General features: G+C 46.5%; 23 protein-coding genes. 4 read left to right on the plus strand and 19 right to left on the minus strand.

Annotated features, from left to right (window positions below; genetic code table 11):
- Window positions 1-36: 36 nt before the first annotated feature.
- Window positions 37-1104, plus strand: coding sequence for an aldehyde reductase (locus Q9R24_RS09640; RefSeq protein ID WP_311204304.1), 1068 nt, complete (start codon window positions 37-39; stop codon window positions 1102-1104).
- 70 nt (window positions 1105-1174) lie between these two features.
- On the opposite strand, the gene ligA is transcribed toward Q9R24_RS09640, so the two are convergent.
- The 5 genes from ligA to Q9R24_RS09665 all read right to left on the minus strand — a co-directional run bounded on the left by ligA (window position 1175) and on the right by Q9R24_RS09665 (window position 9454).
- Window positions 1175-3214, minus strand: coding sequence for an NAD-dependent DNA ligase LigA (ligA, locus tag Q9R24_RS09645; protein WP_035342540.1), 2040 nt, complete (start codon window positions 3212-3214; stop codon window positions 1175-1177).
- A gap of 109 nt (window positions 3215-3323) precedes the next feature.
- Window positions 3324-4289, minus strand: a complete 966-nt coding sequence (locus tag Q9R24_RS09650; protein WP_311204305.1) for a cell division protein ZipA C-terminal FtsZ-binding domain-containing protein — start codon at window positions 4287-4289, stop codon at window positions 3324-3326.
- A 1-nt stretch (window position 4290) separates the two neighbouring features.
- Window positions 4291-7743 (minus strand): chromosome segregation protein SMC, encoded by a 3453-nt coding sequence (smc, locus tag Q9R24_RS09655; protein WP_311204327.1) that lies wholly within the window; start codon window positions 7741-7743, stop codon window positions 4291-4293.
- An 11-nt stretch (window positions 7744-7754) separates the two neighbouring features.
- Window positions 7755-8450 carry a GntR family transcriptional regulator gene (locus Q9R24_RS09660; RefSeq protein WP_311204306.1) on the minus strand — a complete coding sequence of 232 codons (696 nt, stop codon included), beginning with the start codon at window positions 8448-8450 and terminating at the stop codon, window positions 7755-7757.
- 200 nt (window positions 8451-8650) lie between these two features.
- The gene (locus Q9R24_RS09665) at window positions 8651-9454 is read right to left on the minus strand and encodes a sulfite exporter TauE/SafE family protein (RefSeq protein ID WP_005247146.1); all 804 of its coding nucleotides are present in this window, start codon (window positions 9452-9454) and stop codon (window positions 8651-8653) included.
- A gap of 27 nt (window positions 9455-9481) precedes the next feature.
- On the opposite strand from Q9R24_RS09665, the gene Q9R24_RS09670 reads away from it, so the two are divergent.
- Window positions 9482-10237: a biotin--[acetyl-CoA-carboxylase] ligase gene (locus tag Q9R24_RS09670; RefSeq protein ID WP_153566706.1), complete on the plus strand. Its 756-nt coding sequence runs from the start codon at window positions 9482-9484 to the stop codon at window positions 10235-10237.
- Window positions 10238-10251: 14 nt separating this feature from the next.
- Entirely contained in the window at window positions 10252-10992 is a 741-nt protein-coding gene (locus Q9R24_RS09675; protein ID WP_311204307.1) for a type III pantothenate kinase, read from the plus strand.
- Here Q9R24_RS09675 and Q9R24_RS09680 read toward each other — a convergent pair.
- The 3 genes from Q9R24_RS09680 to ffh all read right to left on the minus strand — a co-directional run bounded on the left by Q9R24_RS09680 (window position 10946) and on the right by ffh (window position 13819).
- A complete protein-coding gene (locus tag Q9R24_RS09680) occupies window positions 10946-11551 on the minus strand; it encodes an alpha/beta hydrolase (RefSeq protein WP_311204308.1) in 606 nt (201 codons plus the stop codon). The genes Q9R24_RS09675 and Q9R24_RS09680 overlap by 47 nt on opposite strands.
- A 138-nt stretch (window positions 11552-11689) precedes the next feature.
- The gene (locus Q9R24_RS09685; RefSeq protein WP_243474854.1) at window positions 11690-12262 is read right to left on the minus strand and encodes an alpha/beta hydrolase; all 573 of its coding nucleotides are present in this window, start codon (window positions 12260-12262) and stop codon (window positions 11690-11692) included.
- A 150-nt stretch (window positions 12263-12412) separates the two neighbouring features.
- A complete protein-coding gene (gene ffh, locus Q9R24_RS09690; RefSeq protein ID WP_005247147.1) occupies window positions 12413-13819 on the minus strand; it encodes a signal recognition particle protein in 1407 nt (468 codons plus the stop codon).
- 138 nt (window positions 13820-13957) lie between these two features.
- Here ffh and Q9R24_RS09695 point away from each other — a divergent pair, with 138 nt between their 5' ends.
- The gene (locus Q9R24_RS09695; RefSeq protein WP_114541386.1) at window positions 13958-14767 is read left to right on the plus strand and encodes an inner membrane protein YpjD; all 810 of its coding nucleotides are present in this window, start codon (window positions 13958-13960) and stop codon (window positions 14765-14767) included.
- A 60-nt stretch (window positions 14768-14827) separates the two neighbouring features.
- On the opposite strand, the gene Q9R24_RS09700 is transcribed toward Q9R24_RS09695, so the two are convergent.
- From Q9R24_RS09700 to paaC, 11 genes are all read right to left on the minus strand, one after another.
- The gene (locus Q9R24_RS09700; RefSeq protein ID WP_004646067.1) at window positions 14828-15589 is read right to left on the minus strand and encodes a class I SAM-dependent methyltransferase; all 762 of its coding nucleotides are present in this window, start codon (window positions 15587-15589) and stop codon (window positions 14828-14830) included.
- A 129-nt stretch (window positions 15590-15718) separates the two neighbouring features.
- A complete protein-coding gene (locus tag Q9R24_RS09705) occupies window positions 15719-16327 on the minus strand; it encodes a DapH/DapD/GlmU-related protein (RefSeq protein WP_311204309.1) in 609 nt (202 codons plus the stop codon).
- A gap of 31 nt (window positions 16328-16358) precedes the next feature.
- Window positions 16359-17297 carry a phenylacetic acid degradation operon negative regulatory protein PaaX gene (paaX, locus tag Q9R24_RS09710; protein WP_005095916.1) on the minus strand — a complete coding sequence of 313 codons (939 nt, stop codon included), beginning with the start codon at window positions 17295-17297 and terminating at the stop codon, window positions 16359-16361.
- 63 nt (window positions 17298-17360) lie between these two features.
- Window positions 17361-18653: a phenylacetate--CoA ligase PaaK gene (gene paaK, locus Q9R24_RS09715; protein ID WP_311204310.1), complete on the minus strand. Its 1293-nt coding sequence runs from the start codon at window positions 18651-18653 to the stop codon at window positions 17361-17363.
- A 60-nt stretch (window positions 18654-18713) separates the two neighbouring features.
- On the minus strand, window positions 18714-19925 hold the full coding sequence (gene pcaF / locus Q9R24_RS09720; RefSeq protein ID WP_129717282.1) for a 3-oxoadipyl-CoA thiolase: 1212 nt from the start codon (window positions 19923-19925) through the stop codon (window positions 18714-18716).
- Between the two features lie 47 nt (window positions 19926-19972).
- Window positions 19973-21490 (minus strand): 3-hydroxyacyl-CoA dehydrogenase, encoded by a 1518-nt coding sequence (locus tag Q9R24_RS09725; protein ID WP_311204311.1) that lies wholly within the window; start codon window positions 21488-21490, stop codon window positions 19973-19975.
- 3 nt (window positions 21491-21493) lie between these two features.
- Complete coding sequence (gene paaG / locus Q9R24_RS09730) at window positions 21494-22285, minus strand: 2-(1,2-epoxy-1,2-dihydrophenyl)acetyl-CoA isomerase PaaG (RefSeq protein WP_219307159.1); 792 nt, start codon at window positions 22283-22285, stop codon at window positions 21494-21496.
- A complete protein-coding gene (locus Q9R24_RS09735; protein ID WP_005104871.1) occupies window positions 22285-23055 on the minus strand; it encodes an enoyl-CoA hydratase-related protein in 771 nt (256 codons plus the stop codon). Before Q9R24_RS09735 ends, paaG begins: the two co-directional genes overlap by 1 nt.
- Before the next feature lie 42 nt (window positions 23056-23097).
- Window positions 23098-24156, minus strand: a complete 1059-nt coding sequence (paaE, locus tag Q9R24_RS09740; protein WP_311204312.1) for a 1,2-phenylacetyl-CoA epoxidase subunit PaaE — start codon at window positions 24154-24156, stop codon at window positions 23098-23100.
- A gap of 75 nt (window positions 24157-24231) precedes the next feature.
- Window positions 24232-24732 (minus strand): 1,2-phenylacetyl-CoA epoxidase subunit PaaD, encoded by a 501-nt coding sequence (paaD, locus tag Q9R24_RS09745; RefSeq protein WP_005247163.1) that lies wholly within the window; start codon window positions 24730-24732, stop codon window positions 24232-24234.
- A gap of 28 nt (window positions 24733-24760) precedes the next feature.
- Entirely contained in the window at window positions 24761-25516 is a 756-nt protein-coding gene (paaC, locus tag Q9R24_RS09750) for a 1,2-phenylacetyl-CoA epoxidase subunit PaaC (protein ID WP_005104876.1), read from the minus strand.
- Window positions 25517-25521 lie beyond the last annotated feature (5 nt).

Here is a 25521-nt window from a genome sequence, read left to right on the forward strand (position 1 = left end):
TCATTCACACAAATTTAAAACAACAACGGTTCCGATATGACACATCCACAAACAACAGCGCCGGTTCTGGTTACCGGTGCATCGGGTTATATTGCCAGCTGGGTCATCCAGAAATTACTCACGCAAGGCTATACCGTACATGCCACGGTGCGCGACCTGAATAAAAGTAAGAGCTTTGCCCATTTAGAAAAAATTGCCGACAGCACTCCGGGAACTCTCAAGTTATTTCAGGCCAATTTATTAAGCCCGGGTTCTTTTGATCAGGCGATGCAAGGCTGTGAAATTGTCTTTCATATGGCCTCACCTTTTGTGGTCACCAACTATAAAGATGCAGTCAAAGATATTATCGAACCTGCGGTATTAGGCACTGAAAATGTACTGAATAGTGTCAATCAGACTGAATCAGTGAAACGCGTAATCGTCACATCGAGTATCGCATCCACTTATGGCGATGCCATTGATATTCTACAAACTGAGAATAACAGTTTTGATGAATCCCACTGGAATACCACCAGTTCGGCCACACATCAGCCTTATCCTTATTCCAAAGTCATGGCAGAGCGCAAAGCCTGGGAAATGGCTGAAGCACAGGATCGCTGGGATCTGGTCTGTATCAATCCGGCACTGGTTTTTGGTCAATCCTTAACGCCAAATACCCAATCCGGTAGTGTAGAAGTCCTGCAACAGTTTGCCAACGGCATGACTTTGCTTGGTGTCCCGCCGATGTGGAATGGCGTCGTCGATGTTCAGAATGTCGCTGAAGCGCATATCCGTGCGGCGTTTAATCCGCAAGCGCATGGCCGTTATATCATTTGTAGTGAAAGCTTGAGCCTGCTGGAAATGGGCCAAATTCTGCGAGCACATTTTGGCAATAAGTTTCCCTTCCCGCGCAATCAATTGCCGAAGGCAGCCTTTAAACTGTTCGGGCCTGTAGCAGGTTTTAGCCGTAAATTTGTAGAGCTGAATATGGGTTATCCAATTTTCTTTAATGCGCAAAAAAGTAAAGATGAGCTCGGCATTGAGTATCGTCCGGTGAAAGAAAGTCTGGTTGAACATTTCCAGCAGCTACTCGATGATGGTGTTGTGAAAAAATATATTCCTTAATCTTTTTATGCAAAAAGCCACCCGAAGGTGGCTTTTTTAACTCTTATTCTTTCATGAAATGTGCAGAGATTTAGGCTTCAAGCTGACCATAGTCTTGCATCAAGCCAATAAACTGTTGTTCATTGATCACTGGAATACCAAGTTTTTCTGCTTTATCCAGTTTTGAGCCAGCTTTTTCACCCGCAACCACACATTTGGTTTTGCTGGATACACTGCCACTGACTCGTGCACCTAAGGCTTGCAATAACTGGGTTGCATCATCTCGTCCCATACTGCTTAAAGTCCCGGTGACCACCCAGCTTTCGCCGTTTAACGGCTGACGAGTCGGTGCGATCGGTGCATCCCAGTGAATACCGGCAGCCAGTAAACGATCCAGAACTTCCAGATTATGCGGTGCCTGAAAGAAATCCAGAATCCATTCCGCAGTGATATCACCTACATCCGGAGTTTTCTTTAAAGCCTCCAGATCGGCCTGACGCAAGGCATCCAGCGTCTGGAAAGTATTGGCCAGCATCCGCGCCGTAGTTTCACCCACCCCACGAATACCGAGTGCATAGATAAAAGCAGCCAGTGTGGTCTTTTTACTGTTTTCAATGGCATCCAAAAGATTCTGAACCGATTTGGCGCCCATCTTTTCAATACCGAGCAAAGTCTCACGATGTTCATGCAGATGGTAAATATCTGAGACATCTTTTAAAAGATTTAGATGTAGCAGTGACTCTACCCAGCGATCACCCAGCCCTTCGATATCCATGGCCTTACGCGACACAAAGTGACGAATGGTTTCGATCCGCTGCGCAGCACAATAGAGTTCGCCAGAGCAACGGGCCAATGCTTCACCTTCCGGCATCACCACGGGTGAATCACAGACTGGACATTGCTCAGGCAAATGCACTTCAACTGCATCAACCGGGCGAAATTCCGGCCAGACTTTTTCAACTTTAGGAATCACATCGCCACTACGATAAACACTAACTGTATCGCCAATACGCACATCCAGACGGTGAATTTCGCCAATATTGTGCAGGGTTACATTAGATACTGTTACTCCGCCGACAGCGACTGGATTCAAACGCGCGACTGGAGTTAATGTTCCAGTACGACCGACTTGCCAATTAATATTTTCTACCGTAGTCAGTGCTGCAACTGCCGGAAATTTATAGGCGGTGGCCCAACGCGGTTCACGGCTCAGGAAACCAAGCTGTTGTTGCTGTTTCAGGTCATTGACCTTGATTACCATGCCATCGATTTCGACACTGAGACTGGCACGCTCATCAATGATCTGTTCGTAGACCTTTTGCACGTCCTGAATACTGTCACAGATAAAGTGACGCTCGCCAACCGCAAAACCGAACTGATGTAACCATTCCAGACTGGCGGACATAGTGGTTTGTCCATGATGCGGCACGCACTGAGCAATCCCATAAGCATAAAAAGCCAATGGCCGCGAGGCAGCAATATTCGGGTCCAGCTGACGCAAACTTCCTGCCGCAGCATTACGCGGATTAGCAAAGGTCTTTTCACCTTTGGCGGCATTGGCAGCATTCAATTTTTCAAAACCGGATTTCGGCATCAACACTTCGCCGCGGACTTCCAACAAATCGGGAATGATGCCATTCACCGGAGATAAAAGTTTCGGCAGGTTGCGAATGGTTCTGACATTCTGGGTGATGTCTTCACCGGTTTCCCCATCGCCGCGTGTCACCCCACGCGTCAATACGCCATGCTCATACCAGAGTGAAATGGCCAGACCATCAAATTTCAGTTCCACATCATATTCAATTTTTTGATTTGGCAAACGTTCTTCAATACGGCGGGCAAAAGCCAGCAGATCTTCCTGATTAAAGACATTGCCTAATGACAGCATCGGCACGGCGTGTGTGACAGTCACAAATTTTGAAAGTGCCTGCCCACCGACTTTTACCGTTGGTGTATCCGGTTGCTGTAAATTTGGATATTGTTCTTCTAAGGCTTTGAGCTGGTGAAAGAGCTGATCATATTCACTGTCTTCAATGCTCGGTTGATCCATCACATAATAAGCATGGTTATGCTTGGCAAGCAGTTGAATCAGTTGACGCATTTGCGCAATGACAGTGGCATCTTGGGTCATAATTTCACCATAAAAAAGGGCGGAAAATCCGCCCTGTAGAATATTCAGCTTTTGGCTATTATAAAAATTGCAGTCTACAGATTCAACTTGGAGATTGAACAAAGCAGCCTTAAACTTCCGTCCCTTGTCCAGCACGATAATCAATTGCCTGATGGCGCCAGAATTCACGTAATTGTGGAGTAAATTCCTGTTGATTCTGGTCATAGACCAGACCGTCCACTTCACGGGCAATCAGACGTGAAATACTGTCCATGGTATCAAACGCATTTTGTACATCGCTATGCGGTAAAGCCAGGAAGAATGCCAAACCTTTCACTTCCTGCGTTGATAAGGTTTCCAGATCAAAGCCTTCCATTCCGGTATCGGTCATTTGCAATACTGAAAACAGCAGTTTTGAACCATCTTCACTATAACGGTGGAAACAGGCCAATTCACCATAACGCAGGCCATATTTCAATAAAACCTTCAAGGTTTTATCACCCGAAAGTACACGGCCTTGCGGATAGATATGCAAAGAAATAATGGTTTCAGCATTGGACAAAGCACTTTCTTCATCCACTATTTTTTGCTCATGCAGATGTGCATCCAGAATACTACTTTCATCATTAAATTCAGAAATTTCTGCTTTTTCGATGTTGCTGTTCAGGCTGAATTCAGGCATTTCTTCCTTGGTTTCAATCTGGCTATTCTTCTGTTCCGCTTCTACCTGTTGAACATCTCCTGCCGTGACTACCGACTTTTCCACTACTTCAGCTTCTGTTGACGGGGCAGCTACAGGAGTTTCGACTGCTTTTGGCTCAACCGGAGTTGATTCAGCCTTGCGAAAGGCGGAAGGCTTTTCAGGAGCCGGTTCATCTATACCCAAGCTTGGCTCGATACGATCAGATTCGACATCCTGTTGTGCCAACTGAGAACGTACATGCCTTGGAATGATCGGGGTCTGGCTATCCGGGTCGATATGCAGGTTGGCATCCAGTGAAGGTACAGCCTCTACAGGTTTTTTGAACAGCATTCTTATACCAAAAAGCATAATCACAATTGCGATAACAATCCCGATAATGGTGGTGATTTCCATATTATACCTCCGCAGCTAGGCCGTATTCTTTTGCCTGTTCCAAATTAACTGTCACTAATTTTGAGGTTCCCGGTTCAGGCATGGTTACACCTAAAAGATCAGTCGCCATCATCATTGCAAGTTTGTTATGGGTAATATAAATAAATTGCACGTGTTCAGAAAGCTCTTTGACTAAATTACAAAAGCGTCCCACATTGGCATCATCCAGCGGTGCATCGACTTCATCCAGTACGCAAAATGGTGCCGGATTTAAGCGAAAAATCGCGAATACCAATGCTAATGCAGTTAAAGCCTTTTCTCCACCAGAGAGTAAGGCCAATGAGCTGTTTCGTTTACCCGGTGGTCGGGCCATCAGTTTTACCCCCGACTGCCAGCCATCTTCAAGGCTTAAACTCGCCTCACCGCCTTCAAACACTTTCGGGAACAGGTTTTGCAGTTCAGCATTGACCTGATCAAACGTGTGCATAAACAGTTTACGGGTTTCCTGATCAATACTCTTCATCGCAGCCTGTAGCTGTTCAACCGTATTTTCCAGATCCTGCATCTGGTGACTCAGTTCCTCATAACGTTTTGACACTTCTTCATATTCTTCGGAAGCCGCCAGATTGACTGCACCGAGTTTATCAAACTGGGCCTGAGCTTTTTCCAGTTTCGCCTGATGTGCTTTAACATCAATATCGAGTCCGGAAATTACTTCACTATTCAACTCTTTCAGTTGTTCAGAATAATGCTGCAAATCAGATTTGGCAGCCTGCCAGGCCAGACGTTTTTCTTCCAGTGTAGTGCGGAGTTTTTCATCCTGCTGCTGGAAGCTGTGACGCTGTTCGGTCAGCTGCTGCTGTTTGCTCTGCACCTGATTTAATTCAACCTGCCAGTCGGCCCAGGTTTTTTGCAGCTTTTCAGTGATCTGCGCCTGTTCATTGAACTGGCTCTGTAAAGCAGGTAATTCCAACTGTACCGGATCGACAAACTTTTTGGCTTGTTCGATTTGTGCAGTAATTTGCTGAGACTGTTCTTTTAGGAAAACCTGATCTTTTTCCAGTAATTCAATCTGCTGCTGGCTTTGCACATTTTGCCGGCGCAACACTTCCAGTTCCTGCTGCGCTTGCTGATTGAGCTGCTGTGAGTCATCCAGCTGAGCACTCAATTCTTCTAGCTGGAATTGCAGGGTTTTATAATTTGGTAGCGCCTGTTCCAGTTTGATATTCAAGGCATGCAGATCAATTTCCAGATCATCTTTCTGCATGGCATCTTCTTCAAGCTGCTCATCCAGTTGTTGTAACTGATGCTGTAATTGCTGCTTTTGCAATGCGAAAGCCTGAGCACTACTTTGTACTTTGGCAATATTGACATCGAGTTGCTGCAGCTGCTTTTGGGTATGCTTGTGCTGCTCACTGATGCTTTGAATCCGGCTTTGCAAAGCTTTAACCTGATCGGTGAGTTCAGGTAACTGCTGCTCCAACTGCATAAACTTAGGTTCAAGTTCTGCAAGTTGCTGCTCGATTTCATCCAGACGGATTCGATGACTCAATGCACCTTGTCCGGCCTGACTAGCTTCATCATAGTCCAGTGCAATCATCCAATCCGCACCAACATGGTAGCCATCTAAACTCAGTAATGTCTGGCCTTGTAATAACTCAGTTTGAAGAGGCAATGCTTGCGCTAATGTATCTACGACCGCGACTTGTTGCCACAGTGAATAATGTGGAGATTCAATCCAATCGGCCAGACACATCGTATTGGCAATCTGAATTTTATTCTGAACAGCCTGTTGCTTTAACTGACGCGCACAATCTTCAAGGAAGTGCTCGCCCTCTGTCAAAATCTGGGCAGATAGCCATTTTGCCAGAAACTTTTCGATCAGGCTGGCATGTACCTTGCCTGCATCATTGAGCTTAAGTACATGCATCAGCTGTACCGCATCACTCTTGGCATTTGGCTTGGCTTTGGTCAGTAATTGACTCAGGTTTTTCTTTTCTGAATGAAGCACCTGAATTTCAGATTTGAGCTGCATCAAGCGCTGCTGATGGGTCGCCTGCTCTGCCTGAATCTGCTCGAATTGAGTTTTTAAATCTGTTAATTGAATTTCATAGTCAGCGATTTGCTGTTCAGCTTGGGCTTTGTCTGCCTGATACTGCTCCAGCTCATCTTGCTCCGCCTGTTGCTGAATCTGTGCACTTTGCTGTTGGAGCGTCTGTTTCTGCTGTTCAATCCGCTCAATATTCTTTGCCAGTTGCTCGCTTTGAGCCAACATCTGTAATTTACGCTGTTGCTGCTGTTCGACCTGGGTTTTGATCTGGGTAAATTGCGCTGCCACATTGCTATGTTGAGCTTTGAGCTCAGTCAAGTTTTGGCTTTGCGCCTGACTCTGACCATCTTGCTGCTGCAACTGCGCCTGCTGATCTTCAAATTGCTGCTGTAAAGTATCGAGTTGCAGTTCAATCAACTGTAAACGCTCTTTAGTTTGGGCTTTTTGCTGTTCCAGTTTGACCAGACTGGTGGAATTTTGCTCTAGCAGAGACTGCTTTTGTTGCAGGGTCATTTCCAGTTCGCTGAGCTTTTTTTCGGCCTGTTGCCATTCAGTTTGCAAAGGGGGAGATTGCTGAATCAGACGCTGAAACAGTTCACTGGTACTGCCCAAATCATGTTCAACGGTAGTCAGTTCAGAGCGCACCAGCTTAAAGTTTTCCCCGAGCGTATTCATCTCAAGCGTATATTCTTCCTGTAAGCGCTGGCTCTGCTCACATTGAAAAGACAGAATTTCAATCTTGATGGTACGGATCTGCCCTTCCAGTTCTTTATATTGAATCGCACTTTCCGACTGACGTTTCAGGGTTTTTAGCTGAGATTTCAGTTCGGAGGCGATATCTTCCAGACGTGAAAGGTTTTGTGTGGTGTGATCCAGATGCAGCATGGTTTCACGGCGACGCGCCTGATAGCGCGACACTCCGGCTGCTTCTTCAATATAAACCCGCATTTCATCGGGTTTGGCATCGACCAGACGATTGATCATGCCCTGTTCGATAATCGCATAGGAACGCGGACCAAGACCGGTACCCAAGAAAATATCGGTAATATCACGACGACGGCATTTGCTGCCATTCAGGAAATATTCGGACTTGCCATCGCGGTTGACCTGACGGCGTACTGCCAGTTCATTATAGGCATTATAAGCACCGCCCAGCTTGCCATAGGTATTGTCAAAGCGCAGTTCTACACTGGCCATGCCCACCGGTTTACGCTTGGCAGTTCCGGTAAAGATGACATCCTGCATGCTGCCACCACGCAACTGACGCGCACTGGACTCGCCCATGACCCAGCGTATGGCATCAATGACGTTGGATTTACCACAACCATTCGGTCCCACGACCGCAGTACGATTATCTTTAAAATGTAAAGTGGTACTGTCGGCAAAAGATTTAAAGCCTGAAAGTTTTAAACTGCTTAAACGCATAATGTCCTGATTTAACGTCGTGAGCGTCTGGCCCACGCGAGTTCAATTTGTTTCATCCGTGTCAGAGATTCCAACACAAGGTTGCGCAAGTGTCGACAAAAATCTTCCATAAATAAAGTGGCCTGATGACTTTTTCGTATCAAAATTGCTTCAGTGACCAGTTTAAATAAGTCGAAAGATTCCTGTAACTCTCGTCTGGAAATATTCAGGGTCAGAAAATAGCTCCGACGCAAAGAAGGCAGCAGTTCCTGATAATAGCGCATCAGATAAGGATTCCCGACCATCTCATGCTGCTGGGCCATGCCCTGAAAGATCAGATCATAAAACTTTTCAGTGTGTCCTTGGCGGGTTTCTGCTTCCAATTGCTCTAATAATAGCTGAATGCGCTCAGCTTCATGCACCCGCCAGGTTTCCGCCATGCGGTGCACCATCTGCCCGAGCAATAACGATGTCATGTCAAATAAGGCACGCACCTGCAAGGCCGACATTTCCGAGACAATCGCCCCGCGGCGCGGAAAAATTTCGATCAGCTGGGTGCGTTCCAGCAAAAGCAGGGCTTCACGAACCGAACCCCGACTGACATCAAGCTCCGAGGCAACCCTGAGCTCCTGTATACGTTCGCCTTCGACCAGTTCACCGCGAATAATCTGTTCGCTAATGTGCTTGGCAATCTGCTCAGACAAACTCTGCGCTTGTTCTAATGGCATACCGTTCCTGTCTTTCTTTTTATGGATACTGGTTTAGCCCTTTATTTGGACTATGTTGCTATTAAACGGTTTTTTTTTGATAAATACTGTGACATTGTCAGACAATCTTATGTCTCTATAGCCAACTCAAGGCCATAAAAAAGGAGAATAGTGAGCTATTCTCCTAATACGGTACATCAGTCCAACCTAAAAGATTTAAATCAGGCCATGAAGCCTTGATAAATAAAATACAGGCCGACAGTGGTCAGTAAAGCAGCAAAACATTTTTTTAATACGGCCGGTGAAAGCAGATGTGCCACTTTTGCCCCCAGCTTGGCCGTGAAAAAACTCATCATGCTGATCCCAATAAAGGCATAAATATGAATATAGCCAATAGTATTCGGTACGGTGACCTGCGCCTGTTTACCGAACCAGATAAAACCCAGCGCACCTGCGACTGCAATTGGCAATCCACAAGCCGCAGAGGTCGCTACGGCTTTTTGCATCACGATTCCGCAGCGATTTAGAAATGGGACGGTCAGACTTCCCCCGCCAATCCCAAAGATCGCCGATGCCACACCGATCCCACCACCTGCAGCAATTTGTACCGGGGTTGAAGGCAATTTTTGATTCGGATCGATCTGAATATGCGCTCCCCTGAACATTCTAAAGGCCACCCAGACCGCAAAGAAGCCAATCAGTAATTGCAAACCCTGACCAGATAAATAATCGGCAATCCCCGCCCCCAGGAAAGAACCAATGATCAGACCTGGCGCCAGATTACGAAACACGGGCCATAGCACTGCCCCTCGTTGATGATGCGCCATCACCGAACTGATAGAAGTCACAATAATTGTTGCCAAGGAAGTACCCACCGCCATATGCATAATCACGCTGGGATCGTACTGAAGCTGGGTAAAAACAATGTACAGGATCGGCACAATAATCAAACCACCGCCGACCCCAAACAGGCCTGCGGTGAATCCGGCAATTGCACCAATCAATAAATATATGATTAACTCCATAACGATATTTACCACGTTTAGATTCAAATGGATGTAGAAACTCGTGAACTGCAACAACGATTAAGCGATGCAGGCCAACTCCCGGAAGTATTACTCATCAAACCGATTACTACATCGACCAATGATGATGTGCGCGAATTGGCAACGAAGGGGGTACAGCAGGTTCTGGTATGCAGTCATGTGCAGACCCAAGGCCGTGGACAGCGTCAACGTCAGTGGATTTCACCTGAAGGGAACATCTATTTAAGCACATTGCTGCATACACAAAAACCCATCGATGGTCGTCTGGCGCTAGAAATTGCGTTAAATATCCTGCAAATGCCCAGTCTAAAAGGCCTGGAATTACAGGTGAAATGGCCGAATGACCTGTATAGCCTGCACGGAAAATGGGGCGGCATTCTGGTCGAGCCGATTTCATCTACACAGGTGGTGGTCGGTGTAGGTTTAAATATCGATCCTCTGCCCACTGACCTTCCAGATCAGCAGGTTAGCTCCTTGAACGAGTTGGGATTATCACATACCTCAAGAGTCGAGCTGATTGCCCAGTTATATCTGGCGATTCAGCAAGCCGGGCAATGGTTTAATTATGGCAGTCAAAACCTGGCGGCGCGTTTCAATCGATCGGCTGCATTTATGCAACAAACGGTTGAATTTACTGACGTGCAAGGGCAATATTCCGGTACTTTTCTGGGGATTCAGGATGATGGTGCAGTCAAGATTTTGACCGATCAGGGAATCCAGACCTTTTATCAGGGACAGCTCCGCCTTCAACACGGTGGATGAACAGGCATACAGCAATGAAAAAATTATGGTTGGATATCGGCAATACCCGGCTTAAATACTGGATTACCGAGCATGATCAGATTATTGAACAGGCAGCAGAATTACATTTACAGTCCCCTGCTGATTTGTTACTTGGCCTGATCCAGCATTTCAAAGCGCTGGGCTTGCATCAGGTAGGTCTATCCTCAGTCCAGGATAAAATCAATAATGAGCGCATTCTCAGCATTTTAGAAAGCCTGCATATTCCAGTGATTTTTGCTCAAGTACAGGCAGAATATGCCGGTCTGATCTGTGGTTATGATGAACCTTCGCAACTGGGCATTGACCGCTGGTTACAGGTACTTGCAGTGGCGACGCAAGCGCATGAAAATTATTGTGTGATTAGTTGCGGTACGGCGCTGACCATTGATCTGGCGCAAGGACAACAACATTTGGGTGGATTTATTCTGCCAAATCTATACTTGCAGCGTGACTCCCTAATTCAGAATACCAAAGGCATTAAAATTCCGGATGCCGCTTTTTCTGAACTCAATCCTGGACGCAATACCCTAGATGCTGTGCATCATGGCATTCTGCTGGGCCTGCTCAGCACCATTGAAAAAGTCCTGCATGATTTCCCAGCACAGCTGGTTTTAACCGGTGGAGATGCTCCACTGTTTGCGCAACATCTCGCTCAGTATCAGCCCCGAATTGAACCTGATCTCTTGCTTAAAGGCCTGCAGCATTTTGCAGCTCATTTGCCAGACACTGTTTGATAATATCCAGCAATTGGGGGAATTCGGCAAAACCATCAGCCTTGTTAAAATGTCCAGCTTTTTTGATCTCAAAAATTTGTGCATTCAGGCTATGTGCTAAACGCAAGGAAATCGGTGCAGGCACATAAGGATCATTACTGGAGATCAGCATCACCGCACGTTTATAGCTATAGGGTAAGTTTTTCAAATCGAGCCGGGCGGCCTGCAACATTTTATTCAGTTCTGACCAGGCCACCAGCGGTGTATCAAAGGCCGAGACCAGAATGATGCCGCCGATCTTGCGTTGCTGCTGAATATAATGTTCCTGTAAAAAGTTTAAAACACTGATGCAACTCAGGCCATGTGCAACTAAAAAGGTATGTTCATCCATCTGCGGAATGTGCAATTTCAGGTTCTGCTGCCATTCTTCTAAATTGGGCTGAAAGGGGTTGGCCAGCATAATCCGCTTGGACTCAAAACCGGCATTTTTAAGTTGACGACTCAGCCACGGATACCAGTGATCATTGGAGGTCGCCTGATAATCCGGCACGATATAGACTTTCTTTATTATATTTTTCATAGTGATTTACTTATTATCATTGAACGCAAATTGCGTCGACAAAAAATTAGTTTTAACCAGTCTGGAGATGGAATTCAAGTGCCTTTTTGAACACCATCTCATGTTAAACTTTAAAATTTAGCGAATACAACAACATGCTTAAACTTCGGATTTAATCAGATAAGGCTTGATCACTTTCCAGAGTTCCGGCAGATCAGTACAACCTTGAGAATCAATAAAATGCCCATGGTGCTTGGCATTCACCACAATGGCATCCAGACTGTCCGCCTGTTCCAGACTAAATTCAGGCGCAACCCGATCATCGCCTTCAGAATAGATCACTACACGCTCTGCAATCTGCTGTTTGAGTAAATCAAAATCGATCTCAGCAGCATCAATAAAAGGATTTACTTCATCTAGGCGACCCAATCGACCATTAAATCCCGCGATCAGTACCAGTTGCTGAATTTTCTGCTGTTTTAATTCTCTGGATAAGTAATGCAATGCGGCCACAGTTCCCAAGCTATGTGCAATAAAAATACTGTCTTCGTCAATTGCATCAATCTGTTCACGCATTTGCTGATCCCAGGTGTCCAGTGTCGGTGTGGTCGATGGATCGAGCCGAAGTACTTTTAAACTGACGTTTTCCTGTTGGGCTTTTTCCTGAATCCACGGATACCAGTTTTCTTCCGGGCTTGCAGTATAACCATGTACGACAATCACTTGGGTCATTTGAAATTTCTCTTTATTTTGTGCTGATATTCCCGAGTCTGCCTGATCGGATTTTTATTTTGGGTAAGTAAATGTTGTTTTGTTTAAACCAGTTTGACCATTTATTCCCAATAAAAAAGGCGCATATTGCGCCTTTTTTTTAAACACAACTTATTTCTTGTCGTTGCCGCCGAACAATGGACCCATACCACCGCCGCCGCCAAACTGTTTCTGCAAGCCGCCGAGTGATTTCATCATTTTTGCCATACCCGATGGATTGGCAAATTTTTTCATCATCTTGGCCATCTGCGCATGTTGCTTGATCAGCTTGTTGACTTCTGCCACTTCCATACCGCAACCTGCTGCAATACGTTTTTTACGGCTTGGGTTCATCAAGTCTGGATTACGGCGCTCTTTCAGGGTCATCGACTGGATAATCGCTTCCATTTTCTTGACCTGCTTTTCAGGATTGGCTTGCGCCAACGCATCTTGCAGACCGGCATTGCTCATGCCAGGAAGTTTGTCCAGGAATCCCATCATGCCGCCCATCTTGTTCATCTGCTCAAACTGCATCAGCATGTCTTCAAAGTTGAAGCTGCCGCCTTTTTGCAGTTTTTTCGCCATTTTTTCGGCTTTTTCTTTGTCGACCTTGCGTTCAAGCTCTTCGACCAAAGAAAGTACATCACCCATACCGAGAATACGCTGTGCGACACGCTCAGGATGGAATGGCTCCAAGGCATCGAGTTTCTCACCCATACCGAGGAACTTGATTGGCTTGCCGGTAATCGCACGTACTGACAGTGCCGCACCACCGCGCGCATCACCATCAGTTTTGGTCAGGATCACACCAGTTAAAGGCAAGGCATCATTAAATGCTTTGGCGGTGTTTGCCGCATCCTGACCGGTCATGGCATCGACCACGAACAGGGTTTCAGTCGGGTTAATCGCTGCATGCAGCTCTTTGATTTCACCCATCATGTCATCATCGATATGCAAACGACCTGCCGTATCGACAATCAGCACATCGGCAAACTGGATTTTTGCCTGTTCAATCGCGCGATTCACAATCGTAATCGGTTTTTCGTCTGCGCTAGATTCCAGGAAAATCGCACCGACTTCACCCGCGACAGTCTGTAGCTGTTTGATCGCAGCCGGACGATACACATCGGCAGAGACCATCGCGACTTTTTTCTTTTGACGTTCTTGTAAGAAGCGTGCAAGTTTCGCTGCAGTTGTTGTTTTACCTGCACCCTGCAGGCCTGCCAGCAGGACAACCACAGGTGGTTTTGCAGCGAGGTCGAGGCTTTCATTGGCCTCGCCCATCATTTTGGTCAATTCGTCATGAACGATTTTGACAAAAGCCTGCCCAGGAGATAACTGAGTCATCACTTCCTGGCCTAATGCTTCTTCCTTAACTTTCGCGATGAATTCACGAGTTACAGGTAACGCAACATCGGCCTCAAGAAGCGCCATACGCACTTCACGTAACGTATCTTTAATATTGTCTTCGGTTAGCTGCCCTGAGCCAGTAACATTTCTTAAACTCTGCGTGAGTCGTTCTGTTAAGGTATCAAACATTGCAAAATCCGCTTAAAATAGCCATGAGCAAAAAATTGTTTCTTAAAATAGAAAATTTATGCATAGAATGCTATAGGATACTGTAGTTCGCAGCGAATTTATATAAATGAATATTCATCACCCTTAAAAAGGTTTGACATGGTTAGCCTCCCCTTGGTTTATACGATCTTAGCATTAGTCGCTTATACCGCTTCCTTCTGGTATCTGTTCATTCATTTAATGTCTAAACGTGCTCCTAATCAATGGTTTGTATCGCTAACTGCCCTGCTTGGACTGGGCTTGCATGCGCTGGTCTTGTATGGTGATATGCACACCCCGCTGGGCATCAATTATGATGTCTTTGCCCTGTTTTCCTTTACCTCTGGTCTGATGCTGTTACTCAGCATTATTTACAGCACTTATCGTCCGATTATTGCCCTGAATCTGATCGGAATTCCAGTAGCTGCCACAGGTTTGATCCTCGGCTTTGTGTTTACTCAGCCTGCAAAAATCATCGCACAAAACTCTTTGGGTCTGGATATTCATATTATTTTGTCTTTGTCTGCTTATGCAGTATTGCTCATGGCAACCATTCAGGCCGTAATTTTACGTTTTCAGGATCGTGAGCTGAAAAAGAAGCAGAAACGCCGGGTCTGGGTCAGTTTGCTACCCTCTTATCAGGACATGGAATCGCTCCTGTTTGATATGCTGATGACCGGTTTTGTTTTACTTACCCTCGCTTTGGGCTTTGGCTTTTTCACCATCGACAATTTCTTCGCCCAGCATCTGGCACATAAAACTGCATTCAGTATTATTTCCTGGCTGGTTTATGGTTCCCTATTAATCGGACACTGGAAGTTTGGCTGGCGTGGCCAGAAAGCCGTGCGCTTTACCCTGCTCGGTTTTGGCTTGCTGGCACTGGGTTTTATTGGGTCTAAATTTGTGCTGGAAATGATTCTAGGGCGATAATTCTGAGCCTTGAAATATTCAATTCATTGTCCAATAAACAGGCTTTAGCTTGAATATTCTTTAAACGATTATACGCCCCGCACGCACTGACAATGGCCAGCGAATCACTCTAGGCAATTCTGGATCTTCCCATTCTGGCAATAAGGCATCTGCCAGTGCATTTAATGGATTATGTCCAAGTGCTTGAGTGGCTGCTTTCACGGCTGACCAAGTACTCATATAACCAATTAACTGATAAAAATTCCATTCAACCTGTAATACCGGTGGCTGAATCACCATTTCCTGAAATGGAAATGGGAGATTTTTATATCCTTCATCTACATGGCGACGTTCAGGTGGCCAGTACAGTGCGAGTGTCACCTTATAAAAATGCTTAAAATAATGATCCAGATGTGGCTCATCCACACTGAACACGCCATAGCTAATTAAAGCCAGAATGGCATTGGGTTTAGCAATACGACGGACTTCTGCGTAGAATTTTTCGAGATTCAGCCAATGCGCTGCTTGAGCCACCGAAATCAGATCAATACTATGGTCAGCACACGGGATCTCTTCAGCGAGCGCCTGACCATACTGAATTTTTGGATGCGGTTTGGCTTGGGCAATCTGTTCACTACTCGCATCAATAGCAAGCACCTGATCAAAGTAATTCGCCAAAACTTCTGAAAGCTGTCCAGAACCACAGCCGACATCTACAGCCAATTTAGTACTTGGTGACAGCTCTGCCAATAGCTTTCCCAATGCATCCGGATAATGCGGACGAAACAAGGCATAATCCTGTGATTGCTGGGAGAAATGATCTTTAAATTCCCTGTTTTCCATATATGCTTTCCAGACCAGTTTTATTTCAGTCTAAATAGCCAGTCAGGGAATGCAGTTGGAATTTGGTTTCAGTCACTTCCTGTTTTTAAAATGCAGAATTCATCCAATGAATAGAATCATGTTCTTGACTTAGTCATTCAAGCTATTCTGCTTGATCTGATACTCTGCCTTGAAGGCTTTGTAGCTCAGCCGGTCTGCGGAGACTTCCGTTAAAGGATTGACTTCCTGCATGGAGGACAAGCAGCGCTCTGTCAGCTGAATATATTCCTGCGTTCCCTTGCTTTTCCAGGCGATTTCTTTAGCTCCCAAAGGACGGATAACCCGCGCTGGACTACCGAGCACCAATGAATTTTCCGGGATCTGAGCTTTGGCTTTAACCGTGCTATTGGCACCGATAATGGTATTTTCACCAATCTCGGCTTCATCCAGAATCACGCTGTTCATGCCGACCAATACATTTTTACGAATGATACAGCCATGTAAAATCGCGCCGTGTCCGATATGACCATATTCTTCGACCAGCGTGACATTGCCGGGAAAGCCATGAATGGTACAGGAATCCTGAACATTGGCATTTTTCTGGATGTGAATCCCGCCAAAGTCGGCTCTTAAAGTTGCGAAAGGCCCGATATATACGCCCTCTTCAATCACCACATCCCCGATCAGAACGGCTTGTGGATGTACATAAGCACGAGGGCTGACCACAGGAATCACACCATCAATGGCATAACACGGCATTATTTTATTCCTTTAAAAATGCAGAATTAGATTAGCTGACGGCTTCCAGTCGCAAACCGCCAAAGCGTTTATAGAATTGTGGATGTACCGGCGGCATCGAACCTTCCGAAGTTCGGGCGATCTCCATAAAGAACTCATCCCCTGCCGCAACCACGGTTTGATATAAATTACTGCTCAGATTACGGGCATTCAGGGAAAGCCAGTTGGATGGCAATAATTCAAAAGGCAGATTTGGATCTTTTAATAAAATCCGGCGGAATTGATGAATCAGTAAAATACGCAGCTGAAATGCCTGTAGCGGATCCTGTTCATCTTCCTGTTCCACCAGATGAAAGAATTCCCGGAAATCTGCAATGAATTTTTCATAACGCTGATGCAGTTCCTGCACCGGCCAGTTGGTGGCCACCATGCGTTTTACAGTTGGATAGGATTCCTGCCAGAGCTGCAAGGTTTCGGCCTTAAACACCACCACCTGATCGGTCATTTTCAGGTTCAGCAGCAGGTTTTGCAGTTTCTGGTGATCACAGCCCGGATAGGCCATGACATTGGTGGCGATATTGGCAAAACCCAGCCATTCCAGTTCTTTTTTCAGAACCAATTTATTTTCCAGTTCCACTGAACTGAGCAGCACCAGATCCCACTTCTGATCCCATTCGGTATGCTGAAAACTGTAAATTTTTTGATCCGCCATAATAAAACGCTGGCGGCTGCTTTCGGTTACGCGATAATAACTGGTGCGACCAATTTTCTCAGACATCAGCCAGCCATTTTGGACCAGACGAAATACGGCAGTCCGTACCGATCGTTCATTAAATCCGAAGACATCCATGAGCTGAATTAGACTGGCCAGACTGATAATGCCACCCCGGTGAAAAATACAGTCACCAAAGATGGTCATGATTAATGAGGTTCCGCTGAGTGCTTCAGTTTGAATAAAGTCATCAATTATTTGTTTTAATTTCGGATTCATTGCGTTTAACTTTACCTTATAGAAACTGGATGATAGACCATTTGGCTATCATCCAATAGTACTTCATGCAGACTTGCGGATATCAAACACGCGCTGTGCCTTGCCTTCAGAGCGTGGCAGACTCCCTTCAGGTAACACTTCGACACTTACGGTGATTCCGACCATGGTTTTAATCTGGCTTTTCAGCTGAGTTGCCAACTGGTGCGCCATAATGTCACTGCTATCTTTACGCATTTCGGTACGGATATGCAATGTATCCAGATGTCCCTGTTTGCAAATCTGGATCTGATAGTTCGGAATCAGTTGCTGGATCTGTAAAATCTGCTCTTCAATCTGTGATGGGAAGACATTGACCCCACGAATAATCATCATGTCATCACTACGGCCGACAATCTTGTCCATACGGCGCATGGTGCGTGCCGTGCCTGGCAATAAACGGGTCAGGTCACGGGTACGGTAACGGATTACCGGCATGCCTTCTTTAGTAATGGTGGTAAAGACCAGTTCACCCAGTTCGCCATCTGGCAGCACTTCGCCAGTTTCCGGATGGATAATTTCAGGATAGAAATGATCTTCCCAGATGGTTGGGCCATCTTTAGATTCCAGACATTCCATCGCCACGCCCGGTCCCATGACTTCTGACAGACCATAAATATCTAGGGCATCAATGCCCAGACGCTCTTCAATTTCCTTGCGCATTTCATTGGTCCATGGCTCTGCACCAAAGACGCCGGTTTTAATCGAACAGTTTTTGGCTGTGCCAAATTTCTTCTCAAGCGCTTCAATAATGTTCAGGCAGTAAGATGGCGTAACCATCAGTGCTGTCGGTTTAAAGTCATGAATCAGTTGCGCCTGTTTATCGGTTTGTCCGCCAGACATTGGAATCACGGTTGCACCCAAACGCTCAACGCCATAATGCGCGCCTAGACCGCCCGTAAACAGACCATAACCATAAGACACCTGAATGATATCTTTGCTGCTCAAGCCGGCTGCACGCAGGGAACGCGCCACCACGTCTGACCAGACATTAATATCATTTTGGGTATAACCCACTACGGTCGGCTGACCGGTGGTGCCAGAAGATGCGTGCACACGTACAATCTGTTCCTGTGGAACAGCGAACATACCAAACGGATAGTTATCGCGTAAATCCTGTTTGGTGGTAAACGGGAATTTCGCCAGGTCTTCCAGTGAGTTAAAATCGTCTGGATGCACGCCAGCATCATCGAATTTCTTTTTATAAACCGGACTGTTCTGATAAGCATGTTGCAACGTCTTTTTCATACGCTGTAGCTGAACACTGCGTAACTCATCAACCGATACTTTTTCAATTTTTTCTATTGCATTGTTATTCATATTCTTACTCCTGACGCAGTCTTCCTGACCACGGTTTAATTCATTGATTGAATGATGTGTTTAATCCATATTTTCTAAAACCAGTGCAACACCTTGACCAACACCCACACACATGGTGCAGAGTGCATATTTGCCATTACGACGTTTTAATTCTTTCATGGCGGTAATCACCAAACGGGTGCCACTCATACCCAGCGGATGACCCAAAGCGATGGCACCGCCATTCGGGTTAATTCTGGAATCATCGTCTTGCAAGCCGAGTTCACGAATCACGGCCAGCGATTGCGCTGCAAATGCTTCATTCAGCTCAATCACGTCCATCTGCTCCAGACTCAGGCCAGTCTGTTTCAGCACTTTCTGTACCGCTGGAACCGGCCCAATACCCATATATTTAGCTTCGACACCGGCGCTGGCCATCCCGATCACTTTAGCTTTCGGGCTCAAACCATACTGCTCGGCAAACTGCTGATTCCCAAGTAATACGCAAGCCGCCCCGTCATTGACACCCGAAGCATTGCCAGCGGTGACTGAGCCGCCTTCTTTACGAAATGGGGTTTTTAAGGCGGCCAGATTATCCAGCGTCGTCTCTGCGCGCGGATGCTCATCTTGGGAAATGGTCAGAGTGCTTTTCTTCGGACCTTTGACCTCTACTGGCAGAATTTCTTCGGCAAAAATACCCTTCTGCTGGGCTACTGCGGTTTTCTGTTGGCTGTGATAGGCAAACAGGTCCTGGTCTGCACGGCTAATCTGATACTTTTCAGCGACGTTTTCGGCCGTTTCCGGCATGCTGTCAACGCCAAACTGTGCTTTAAATTTTGGGTTGATAAAACGCCAGCCAATGGTGGTGTCATAAATTTCAGGGGTACGGCTAAAGGCAGTCGTAGGTTTGGATTGCACGAAAGGCGCTCGGCTCATGGATTCTACGCCACCCGCCAAAACAAATTGTGCTTCACCCGATTTGATGGCACGTGCTCCCAGTCCAATGGCATCCAGACCTGAAGCACATAAGCGGTTCACGGTGAGCGCTGGAACAGATTCAGGCAACCCTGCGAGTAAAGCAGCCATACGCGCCACGTTGCGGTTATCTTCACCGGCCTGATTGGCACAGCCCAAGATCACTTCATCCAGTTCTGCCCATGGCAAGGCAGGATGCTGATCTTTCAGATATTGAATCGGTAGCGCTGCCAGATCATCAGCACGAATGCTGCTCAGTCCACCGGCATAGCGTCCGATCGGGGTGCGAATTCCATCAAAAATATAAACCTGTTCCATGATTCTTCCTTTTAGCCAGCAACGCGTAATGGTTGCTGCTGAGTTTTCTATGCATGTCCCTGCACCGCTTTCTTTGCTAAATATATACTAGTTCTATAGCGGTCTTCACCATAAATACGATACATATTTTCTAAAATTTGTAAAATTGTGTAATATCCAATTTTATCTGCCCATTCGAATGGACCACAAGGATAATTAACGCCATATTTCATAGCAGAATCAATATCTTGTTCTGATGCAATATCATGCAATACTGCTTCACAGGCTTCATTCACCAACATGGCAATACTACGTATAACATAAAGACCGGGATGATCCTTAGACCAAATAGGTATCATATCCATACCTATGAGGAATAGCTCCACTGCCTGGCGCTGTTCAGCACTACACGCCGGTGATGCAACCACTGGAATCGCTTGAGCATTTGTCCAATCTGCATGCCAGTCCATCAACACCACAGGCTCATGCGGATAGGTAAGTTCAACTGATTCGCCAAGCGATAATCGCAGAGAAAGGTCACCAATCAGGATTTCATTCTGTTCTGCTGCCTGAAAACTCAGCTCTACATGAGAGGCCTGTTTTAAACGTTCAATCAGTACTGAGGAATGTAGCCATTCACCTTTTACTGTGACTTTGAGCTTATTCAGCGACTTGGCATAACACACTGGCAATTCATATACAGGCGTAGGCTTGGCCTGAGCGTAATCATAAAAACCCTGACCGGACTTGCGACCATAACAACCGGCATCGACCAGTTCTTTTTGAATCAAGGACGGGCGGTAGCGTGGCTCATAGAAAAATTCCTGATAGACACTTTGTGTGACCGAGAAATTCACATCCTGCCCAATCAGATCTGTAAGTTCACACGGCCCCATGGCAAAACGGCCACATTCGCGCATGATGTAATCGAGCTGTTCCGGGGTGGTGGCATTTTCCTGCAAGGCACGAAAGGCCTCGGCATAATAAGGTCGTGCGACACGATTGACGATAAAACCGGGGGTCGATTTGGCTCGCACCGGAACCTTGTTCCAGTCCTTCATCAGATCAAATACTGCATCGGCAATCGCTGCTGAGGTTTTCAGTCCGCGGATAATCTCGACCAGTTTCATCACCGGCGCCGGATTAAAGAAATGCAGACCAATCACTCGCTCTGGATGTGGAATCGCCGAGGCAATGGCGGTAATGGAAATCGAAGAAGTATTGGACGCAAAAATCGTCTGTTCCGGGCAAATGGCAGCCAGCTGTTGAAACAGGTTTTGTTTGACTTCTTTCTTCTCGACAATGGCTTCAATAATTAAGCCCACATCGGCAAGCTGCTGAATGTCCTCTGCCACAATCAGATTGGCAAAGGTACTTTCCAGTAATTGCTGGGTCATTTTGCCATTTTGTACGCGCTTGCTAAGCTGCGCCTCTAAAGCAGTTAAGGCACTCTGAACTTTGCTGCGATCGAGATCAAACACATAGGTCGGATGCCCGTGCATGGCTGCCAGTTGTGCAATACCAATCCCCATGGTTCCAGCACCGACCACAGCAACTTTGACTTGTTCCAAATTGATCTGTTGCATGATTTAGCATCCTTTATATTCAGGGGTACGCTTCTGCATAAAGGCTTGTACACCTTCTTTATAGTCGCTTGAACGTCCAGCCAGACGTTGCAGGTCACGTTCCAGAATGAGCTGCTCATCCAGATTATTATCGGCTGCGGCATGGATGGCTTTTTTGATCAGGGAAAGACCATAGGTCGGTTGCTGTGCCAGATGCTCTGCCAGTTTTTTCGCTTCTGCTTGCAGTTTTTCATCTTCAACCACTTGCCAGATCATGCCCAGTTGTACTGCGCGCTCAGCCGGAATTTTATCGCCGAGCATGGCAAGGCCCATCGCCTGAGCACGCCCGACCAGACGCGGCAGGAACCAGGTACCGCCTGAATCTGGCACCAAGCCAAGACGGCAAAAGGCCTGAATAAAGGAAGCCGATTTTGCTGCCACCACAATGTCACAGGCCAGGGCAATATTGGCGCCTGCCCCTGCTGCCACACCATTCACCGCACAAATCACCGGTTTAGGCATTTCGGTAATCAGCTTGATCAAAGGGTTGTAATATTTTTCAATCGACAGGCCTAAGTCCGGTGCATCGGCATTCGGATCGACCACACGGTCATTCAGATCCTGACCGGCACAGAAACCGCGGCCTTCGGCTGAAATCACCACGGCACGAATCTGGCTATCTTTAGCCCAGGCCTTGATGACCTTGGAAACTTCCTGATGCATGGTTTCATTAAAGCTGTTGAGCTGTTTTGGACGGTTAAAGGTCAGGTAGCCCACTGCATTTTTTTCTTCGACAATAATTGTTTGATAATCCATTACACACCTCTAAATTCTGGTTTTCTTTTTTCTAAAAATGCATTGATGCCTTCCTGGCGATCTTGGGTCGCCGCCAGCCAGACAAAATGTTGACGTTCAAGTTTCAGTCCCTGACTTAAAGTCACTTCATGAATCGACTTTAAAGATTGCTTGATGGCACGAATGGCCAGCGGTGCCTGCTTGGCAATTTTTTCTGCTAGTTCCAGTGCGTATTGCACGGTCAATCCTGCCGGACAAACCTGGCTACTAATGCCATGTTGCAAGGCTGTTTGTGCCGAAATCATTTCACCAGTCATGGCCCAGCGCATCGTTAATTGCTGACCGACCAGACGGGCCAGACGCTGGGTTCCACCGGCACCCGGCAACATACCTAAACCGATTTCAGGCAAGGCAAACTGGGCATTTTCTCCGGTCAGCACCATGTCACCATGCAAAGCCAACTCGAAACCTGCACCAAAAGCATAACCATTTACGGCCATGATTAAAGGCTTGGAAAATTCATCAATTTTTTTCCAGAGCAGTGGGCGTTGGTCTTGCTGGATGCTGACCACATCTAACTGCGCCAGCTCATTTAAATCAGCACCGGCAGCAAAGCATTGCGTATTTCCGGTGATGACCACAGCTTTCACAGCAGCATCTGTTTCCAAGTCCTGTAGACAGGCTGCAATGTTTTGCAAGGTGGCATTGTTTAAAGCATTGCGCTTTTCTGGACGATTTAGCTCGATCAGTACCACACCCGGCTTGGGTGAGCTGGTTTTAATGTAGGTCATCCTTGAACTCCTGCTATGCTCGCGGTGCTGTAAATTCAGCTTTTATTCATCAAAACTGAGTCGGACATTGGCCGTGGTTGGACGTGCCTGACAACTGAGCACATAGCCTTTCTGAATTTCATCTTCTTCCAGACTGTAATTCACCGCCATTTCAACCTGTCCCTCTAACACCTTACATTTACAGGTGGCACAAACGCCGCCCTTACAGGCATATGGCAGGTCGGCTCCGGCACGTAGCGCAGCATCTAAAATACTGTCATCCTGCTTAGAGACTCCAACAATCAGCTCGCGACCATCGAGGATGATATTGACGCGTTCTTCGCTGCGGCTTTCCATCTGCTGGGCGGTTGCTTTCGGTGCAGTACCCGTATTGAAGCGTTCCGTATGAATCTTGCTGCGTTGAATGCCCCAAGTCGGTAATACCGTTTCGACTGCTGTCATCATTTCTTCAGGACCGCAAGCGAAACAGTGATCTGCTTCGGCAGAAAGCAGATTGGCCTGAAATAACTGCTGCAATTTGTCTGCATCAATCCGACCATTAAAGATGTCACTGTCATTCAGTTCACGTGAAAAAATATTTACCAGTTGCAGACGTTCCTTAAAACGGTCTTTCAAGTCCATGATCTGTTCAGAGAACATGGTCTGTTTCCAGGAGCGGTTGCCATATACCAGAGTGAATGTTGCTTCCGCTTGACGGTTCAACACCGACTTTACAATCGATAAAATTGGCGTAATGCCACTGCCTGCTGCAAATCCTAGATAATTCTGGCCACCAGCCTTGGCGGCTTTCTGAAAAAACACCCCTTGCGGTGGCATGACTTCTAGTACATCGCCCGCTTTGAGATGCGCATTGGCCCAGGTTGAAAACTGACCCTGATCAATTTTTTTAATCGCAATACTCATGTCTTCCTGCGTATCACTGCAGATCGAGTAACAGCGGCGCAGCTCGCCGTCATCGGTTAAATGACGAATGGTCAGGTGCTGACCCGGCTGATATTGGAAAGCATCCAACTGCTCAGGCGCGAGATCAAAGGCAATGCAGATCGCCTGCTCGGTTTGTGGCTGAATCGATTTAATGGTTAATGGTATAAATTGGCTCATGGCAAAATCCTTCTTTTAGGTGGCGGTGTTCAGGCTTGTTATTGGTTTACCCTGCCCACCGCGCAATCGTTACAATCAAATACATTTGAAATAGTCAAAAGTTTCTAAGCAGTCCCGACATTGATATAAAGCTTTACAGGCGGTCGAACCGAATTCACTTAATAATTTGCTGTTGTTACTTAAGCACTGTGGACAGGTGATGCCATCGGTCAATGCCACATGCGTACCACAGCTATGTGACTGGCCTTGCGGCGGGGCAATACCATATTGCTGTAATTTGTGTTTGCCCGATTCACTCATCCAGTCCGTGGTCCAGGCTTGAGACAGGTCCACAATGACTTTGACCGGCGTCAAACCATTGGCCTCGAAAGCCTGGGTAATTTCTGCTTTTAATAAATCCGTGGCCGGACAGCCGCTATAGGTCGGCGTGAGTCGCACCACAATTTCATCCTGCTGATTCAGCTCGACGCCACGAATCATACCCAGATCAATCACTGACAATACCGGAATCTCTGGATCAGAAACCTGCTGTAAAACGTCCCAACATTGATCTTCTACGTGTCGAATCAGATTCATGCGACTCACTCCCTGTGATTGTGCCGAATTACCAGTTCATGTTTGGATATGAGCGCTGCATGTATTGCAGTTCAGCCAAAACAAAACCGAGATGTTCTGTATGTAAACCCTGTTTAGCCCCACTGCGATAAGCACCCAGCTCTGGCAGGCTTAATTCAAATCGCGCCAGCTCGGCTGTAATGGTCTCCAGCCACTGGACTTTTAAATTTTCAATCTCTGGAATGACACCGCTATCGACTAGTTGTTTTTCAGCTGCCGTCAGAACAAAAAGTTCTTCGGTAAAACGCCATAACTGGTTTAGACCTTGCTGGGTTTTTTCATGCGCTTCTGCGGTACCTAAACTTAAGCGTTCCATCCAGGTGGTGGAAAAACGCTGGTGATATTTCACTTCTTTGAGTGATTTCACTGCAAAGGCAGCCAACTCAGCATGCTGACTTTTAGTTAAAGCACTAAATAATAAAGTGTGGTAGTGATCCATCAACCACTGGCGTACCAAAGTCTGGGCAAAATCACCATTCGGCTGTTCGCACAGCAGCAAATTACGGTATTCACGCTCGGTGCGGAAATAAGCCAGCTTGTCTTCATCACGACCCTGTCCTTCCACTTCACCCGCCAGACTGAGGGCAGTACGTGCCTGACCCAATAAATCCAGTCCAATATTGGCTAAGGCAATATCCAGCTCCAGTTCAGGTGCATGACCACACCACTCTGCCAAACGATGAGACAGGATCAGTTGACTGTCACCCACATGTAAAAGAAATTCTGCCAATACTTGATTTGTCATAGTCT

Source organism: Acinetobacter sp. RRD8 (assembly GCF_031844225.1).
In the GTDB taxonomy this organism is placed as follows: Bacteria; Pseudomonadota; Gammaproteobacteria; order Pseudomonadales; family Moraxellaceae; genus Acinetobacter.

What these genes read in the sequence shown, in the direction of transcription:
- Q9R24_RS09640 (WP_311204304.1), top strand. Translation starts at nt 37, where the DNA reads ATGACACATCCACAAACAACAGCGCCGGTTCTGGTTACCGGTGCATCG.
- ligA (WP_035342540.1), bottom strand. Translation starts at nt 3,214, where the DNA reads ATGACCCAAGATGCCACTGTCATTGCGCAAATGCGTCAACTGATTCAA.
- Q9R24_RS09650 (WP_311204305.1), bottom strand. Translation starts at nt 4,289, where the DNA reads ATGGAAATCACCACCATTATCGGGATTGTTATCGCAATTGTGATTATG.
- smc (WP_311204327.1), bottom strand. Translation starts at nt 7,743, where the DNA reads ATGCGTTTAAGCAGTTTAAAACTTTCAGGCTTTAAATCTTTTGCCGAC.
- Q9R24_RS09660 (WP_311204306.1), bottom strand. Translation starts at nt 8,450, where the DNA reads ATGCCATTAGAACAAGCGCAGAGTTTGTCTGAGCAGATTGCCAAGCAC.
- Q9R24_RS09665 (WP_005247146.1), bottom strand. Translation starts at nt 9,454, where the DNA reads ATGGAGTTAATCATATATTTATTGATTGGTGCAATTGCCGGATTCACC.
- Q9R24_RS09670 (WP_153566706.1), top strand. Translation starts at nt 9,482, where the DNA reads ATGGATGTAGAAACTCGTGAACTGCAACAACGATTAAGCGATGCAGGC.
- Q9R24_RS09675 (WP_311204307.1), top strand. Translation starts at nt 10,252, where the DNA reads ATGAAAAAATTATGGTTGGATATCGGCAATACCCGGCTTAAATACTGG.
- Q9R24_RS09680 (WP_311204308.1), bottom strand. Translation starts at nt 11,551, where the DNA reads ATGAAAAATATAATAAAGAAAGTCTATATCGTGCCGGATTATCAGGCG.
- Q9R24_RS09685 (WP_243474854.1), bottom strand. Translation starts at nt 12,262, where the DNA reads ATGACCCAAGTGATTGTCGTACATGGTTATACTGCAAGCCCGGAAGAA.
- ffh (WP_005247147.1), bottom strand. Translation starts at nt 13,819, where the DNA reads ATGTTTGATACCTTAACAGAACGACTCACGCAGAGTTTAAGAAATGTT.
- Q9R24_RS09695 (WP_114541386.1), top strand. Translation starts at nt 13,958, where the DNA reads ATGGTTAGCCTCCCCTTGGTTTATACGATCTTAGCATTAGTCGCTTAT.
- Q9R24_RS09700 (WP_004646067.1), bottom strand. Translation starts at nt 15,589, where the DNA reads ATGGAAAACAGGGAATTTAAAGATCATTTCTCCCAGCAATCACAGGAT.
- Q9R24_RS09705 (WP_311204309.1), bottom strand. Translation starts at nt 16,327, where the DNA reads ATGCCGTGTTATGCCATTGATGGTGTGATTCCTGTGGTCAGCCCTCGT.
- paaX (WP_005095916.1), bottom strand. Translation starts at nt 17,297, where the DNA reads ATGAATCCGAAATTAAAACAAATAATTGATGACTTTATTCAAACTGAA.
- paaK (WP_311204310.1), bottom strand. Translation starts at nt 18,653, where the DNA reads ATGAATAACAATGCAATAGAAAAAATTGAAAAAGTATCGGTTGATGAG.
- pcaF (WP_129717282.1), bottom strand. Translation starts at nt 19,925, where the DNA reads ATGGAACAGGTTTATATTTTTGATGGAATTCGCACCCCGATCGGACGC.
- Q9R24_RS09725 (WP_311204311.1), bottom strand. Translation starts at nt 21,490, where the DNA reads ATGCAACAGATCAATTTGGAACAAGTCAAAGTTGCTGTGGTCGGTGCT.
- paaG (WP_219307159.1), bottom strand. Translation starts at nt 22,285, where the DNA reads ATGGATTATCAAACAATTATTGTCGAAGAAAAAAATGCAGTGGGCTAC.
- Q9R24_RS09735 (WP_005104871.1), bottom strand. Translation starts at nt 23,055, where the DNA reads ATGACCTACATTAAAACCAGCTCACCCAAGCCGGGTGTGGTACTGATC.
- paaE (WP_311204312.1), bottom strand. Translation starts at nt 24,156, where the DNA reads ATGAGCCAATTTATACCATTAACCATTAAATCGATTCAGCCACAAACC.
- paaD (WP_005247163.1), bottom strand. Translation starts at nt 24,732, where the DNA reads ATGAATCTGATTCGACACGTAGAAGATCAATGTTGGGACGTTTTACAG.
- paaC (WP_005104876.1), bottom strand. Translation starts at nt 25,516, where the DNA reads ATGACAAATCAAGTATTGGCAGAATTTCTTTTACATGTGGGTGACAGT.